The organism is Gryllotalpicola sp. CP2-P1 (genome assembly GCF_057512245.1).
Map to the genome: position 1 here is coordinate 1 of NZ_JBLRDT010000206.1, position 4,420 is coordinate 4,420.

A 4,420-nucleotide genomic window follows, 5' to 3' on the forward strand; every position below is an offset into this window, starting at 1 on the left:
TTCGGCGCGGCGCTCGCGCGCACGCACGATGCGGGGGCGGATGCCTTCGGGGCGCCCCCGCGCGGATGGGACGGCCCGGGGTTCATCGGCCGGCGGCCGCAGCTCTATGCGCGCGAGTCGAGCTGGGGCGGTTTCTACGCACGCGAGCGTGTCCGGCCGTTCCTCGACCTCGCCGAGGAAGCCGGCAGCGTCACGGCCGCCGAAGCCCGCGGCATCCGCGAGGCCTGCGAGCGGGTGGCGAGCGGAGCGTTCGACGACGACGAGGCGCCCGCGCGCATCCACGGCGATCTGTGGAACGGCAACCTGCTGTGGGATGACGCCGGCGGAGTGCTGATCGACCCTGCCGCCCACGGCGGCCACCGCGAGACCGACCTCGCCATGCTCGCCCTGTTCGGCGCGCCGCACCTCGGCGAGATCGTCGCGGGCTACGAGTCCGTCCACCCGCTGCGCGCGGGCTGGCGCGATCGGATTCCCGTGCACCAGCTGCACCCGCTGGCGGTGCACGCGGCCGGCTACGGTCGCGGCTACGGCGTCGAGCTCGCCGCGGCGGCGCGCGCGGTGCTCGCCCTTCCCGGCGTCTGATTCGGCCCTCCTGATAGGATCCCGCGTGTAGGGGCAGGCCGACAGGAAGCTGGTCCTCGGTGGTGGATTTCGGAGATCTCGCGCGCTGGCGAGGCATCCGCGCTCTTCTACTGGTGGCCAGCACGGGTGTGAGGAACACAGCCCCGCGCTCACTCCTGTCCGATCCCTGCTCCTCGTGTACGCCCGCGTCCGCAACACGGCGGCGCGGAAAACTCAAAGGAGTACGACCTCAATGGAAGGTCCCGAAATCAAGTTCGCCGAAGCCGTTCTCGACAACGGCAAGTTCGGCAAGCGCGTCGTCCGGTTCGAGACCGGCCGCCTCGCGCAGCAGGCGCAGGGCGCCGTCGCCGCCTACCTCGACGAGGAGACGATGCTGCTGTCCGCCACGAGCGTCAGCAAGCAGCCCAAAGACCAGTTCGACTTCTTCCCGCTGACCGTCGACGTCGAAGAGCGCTCGTACGCCGCGGGCAAGATCCCCGGCTCGTTCTTCCGCCGCGAGGGCCGCCCTTCGACCGAGGCGATCCTCGTCTGCCGTCTCATCGACCGCCCCCTGCGCCCCTCCTTCGTCGACGGGCTGCGCAACGAGGTGCAGATCGTCATCACCGTCCTCTCGATCGCGCCCGACGAGTTCTACGACGCGCTCGCGATCAACGCGGCCTCCGCGTCGACCCAGATCTCCGGCCTGCCGTTCAGCGGGCCGATCGCCGGTGTGCGCCTCGCGCTCATCGACGACCAGTGGGTCGCCTTCCCCAAGCACTCGCAGCTCGAGAACGCCGTGTTCGACATCGTCGTGGCGGGCCGTGTCGTGACCGATGCCGCCGGCAACGACGACGTCGCGATCATGATGGTCGAGGCCGAGGCCACCGAGCACAGCTGGGACCTCATCAAGGCCGGCGCGACCAAGCCCTCAGAGGACGTCGTCGCGCAGGGTCTCGAGGCCGCCAAGCCGTTCATCCGCACCCTGGTGGAGGCGCAGGCGAAGCTCGCCGCGCAGTCCGCCAAGGAGGTCCAGGACTACCCGGTCTTCCTGCCCTACACGACCGAGACCTATGCGGCCGTCGAGTCGCTGGCCCTCGCCGAGCTCGGCCCGGTCTACCAGATCGCCGACAAGATCGAGCGCCAGAACGCCGACGACGCTCTCAAGGCGCGCGTCAAGGAGGGCATCGCCGCCAAGGTCGAGGCGGGCGAGCTGCCCGAGTCGGCCCTCGGTGAGGTCTCGGCCGCCTACAAGTCGGTCTCGAAGAAGGTCATGCGCGGGCGCGTCCTCTCCGAGGGCGTCCGCATCGACGGCCGCGGCCTGCGCGACATCCGCCCGCTGGACGCCGAGGTGCAGGTCATCCCGCGCGTGCACGGCTCGGCCATCTTCCAGCGCGGCGAGACCCAGATCCTGGGCGTGACCACGCTGAACATGCTGAAGATGGAGCAGCAGATCGACTCGCTGACCCCGGTCACGAGCAAGCGCTACCTGCACCACTACAACTTCCCGCCCTACTCGACCGGCGAGACCGGCCGCGTGGGCAGCCCGAAGCGACGCGAGATCGGCCACGGCTTCCTGGCCGAGCGCGCGCTCGTCCCGGTGCTGCCGTCGCGCGAGGAGTTCCCCTACGCGATCCGTCAGGTCTCCGAGGCGCTCGGCTCGAACGGCTCGACCTCGATGGGCTCGGTCTGCGCCTCGACGCTGTCGCTGCTCAACGCGGGCGTGCCGCTGAAGGCGCCGGTCGCGGGCATCGCGATGGGCCTCATCTCCGAGACGGTCGACGGCGAGACGAAGTACGCCGCTCTCACCGACATCCTCGGCGCAGAGGACGCGCTGGGCGACATGGACTTCAAGGTCGCCGGCACGAGCGAGTTCGTCACCGCGATCCAGCTCGACACCAAGCTCGACGGCATCCCGTCGTCGGTCCTCGCCGGCGCCCTGCAGCAGGCGCACGACGCCCGCATCACGATCCTGGGCGTCATCAACCAGGCGATCGACGGCCCCGATGAGATGGCTCCGACCGCTCCGCGCGTCATCAGCGTGCAGATCCCGACCGACAAGATCGGCGAGCTGATCGGCCCGAAGGGCAAGACGATCAACGCCATCCAGGACGAGACCGGCGCTGAGATCTCGATCGAAGAGGACGGCACCGTCTACATCGGCGCGACCGACGGGCCGAGCGCTGAGGCCGCGCGTGCGCAGGTCAACGCGATCGCGAACCCGACCAACCCCGAGGTCGGCGAGCAGTTCCTGGGCACGGTCGTCAAGATCGCGACCTTCGGCGCGTTCATCTCGCTGCTGCCCGGCAAGGACGGCCTGCTGCACATCTCCGAGGTGCGCAAGCTCGCCGGCGGCAAGCGCGTCGAGAACGTCGAGGACGTGCTCGGCGTCGGTCAGAAGATCCTCGTCGAGATCACGAAGATCGACGACCGCGGCAAGCTCTCGCTCGCCCCGGTGGTCGCCGAGGCCGAGGCTGAGGCGCCGGCCGCAGAGGCGGCCGCCGCGGCCGAGTAAGGCGCGTCGATCCACTGACGAACGGATGCCTGCCCCGAGACTCTCGGGGCAGGCATCCGCCGTCTCACCCTGCGCTGCGACACTGCGCTGTCCGGCTGGGGAACTTTTCATAACGGTTGCGCGATTCCGCCCTCCCGATGTCGGCGGCGTGACATAACCTCATCGCATGGGGGCGGTGCGGGGGCACTCTTCCCAGAGGGGAAGGGGGTGCGCGTGAGCGACTATTCGCCGGTGGCCGCGCGAGAGCACCTCGGCCATTCCTCGCGCGGTGCGGCGGGGCGTTCAGAGCCCGACTCCGACGCGCTGTTCCAGGCAGACGACACGGCGGCCACGCGCCCCGTGCCGATCATCGCCGAGCGGCTCATCGGCGAGACCGACCTCTCGGCCTTTCCCCTCACGCTCGGCACCGCCCGGCTCGCGACGGTCGACGAGGTGACCGCCGCGCGCATCCTGCATCGCTTCGTGACACGCGGCGGCAGCCTCTACGACGTCGGCGACGACGACGGCTCTGGGCGCAGCCAGGAGCTCGTCGGCGGCTGGCTCGCGGCGAACCGCCCGCACAAGATCATCACCATGCTCACGCCGTCCCTGCAGCGCGACGGCGGCCGGGCCAGCGGCGCGCACCGGCTGGTGCGCGCCGTCCACGCGGCGCTGGCGCGGTTCGGGCGCGACCGCGTCGATCTGCTCATGCTCGACTTCCGTGAGGCGGCCGGCCTCGGCATCGCGGCAGGTGAGCTGCTCAGCGCGGGCGGCGAGCTCATCACGGCGGGCACGGTCGGCCGGCTCGGCGCCAGCGGCGTGACCGGCGCAGAGCTCCTCGAGGCGCGGGTGCTCGCGGGCGGCGGTCTGCCGCCCATTGCGGCCGTGCGGCTCGAATGGAGCATCACCGATCGCACGAGCCACGAGGCCGAGTTGCGCATGGCCGCCGCGGCTCAGCAGCTCGCGCTTCTGCCCGATGCCACCAGGGTGTCGTCGGCGCTGGCGAGCCCCTCGCTGCCGCAGAAGGTGCTCGCGGGCCGGGCGCGTAGCGGGAAGGCGACCCAGGCGGTCAACGCGCGGGTCATTGCTCCCGCCCCGGAGCGTGCGGCCGACGTGTTCGCGGGGCGCGGCCGCGAGCACCGCATCGGTCTCGCACTCGACCGCGTCTCCGGTGAGCTGGGGGTGGCTCCCGCCACCTCGCAGCTGGCGTGGCTGCTCGCCAAGCGCGGTGTGGTCGCGCCGATCGTGCGCGTGACCAGGCCCGAGCAGGTCGACACGTTGATGGATGCGGCCGTGGTCCGCCTCACGCGCGCCCAGATGCTCGAGCTCGACCGGGCCGTCGAGGCCGGCCGCTGACGAGCAGGCCGC

At 71.1% G+C, this 4,420-nt stretch carries 3 protein-coding genes; all 3 read left to right on the plus strand.

All coding sequences use genetic code 11. The annotated features are described in order from the left end of the window. On the plus strand, positions 1-582 hold a 582-nt coding region (locus ACM2XV_RS12770), incomplete at its 5' end, for a fructosamine kinase family protein (RefSeq protein ID WP_487027195.1). A gap of 232 nt (positions 583-814) precedes the next feature. Beyond that, positions 815-3,073 (plus strand): polyribonucleotide nucleotidyltransferase, encoded by a 2,259-nt coding sequence (locus tag ACM2XV_RS12775; RefSeq protein ID WP_487027196.1) that lies wholly within the window; start codon positions 815-817, stop codon positions 3,071-3,073. 213 nt (positions 3,074-3,286) lie between these two features. Continuing rightward, positions 3,287-4,408, plus strand: coding sequence for an aldo/keto reductase (locus tag ACM2XV_RS12780; RefSeq protein ID WP_487027197.1), 1,122 nt, complete (start codon positions 3,287-3,289; stop codon positions 4,406-4,408). Positions 4,409-4,420: the final 12 nt, after the last annotated feature.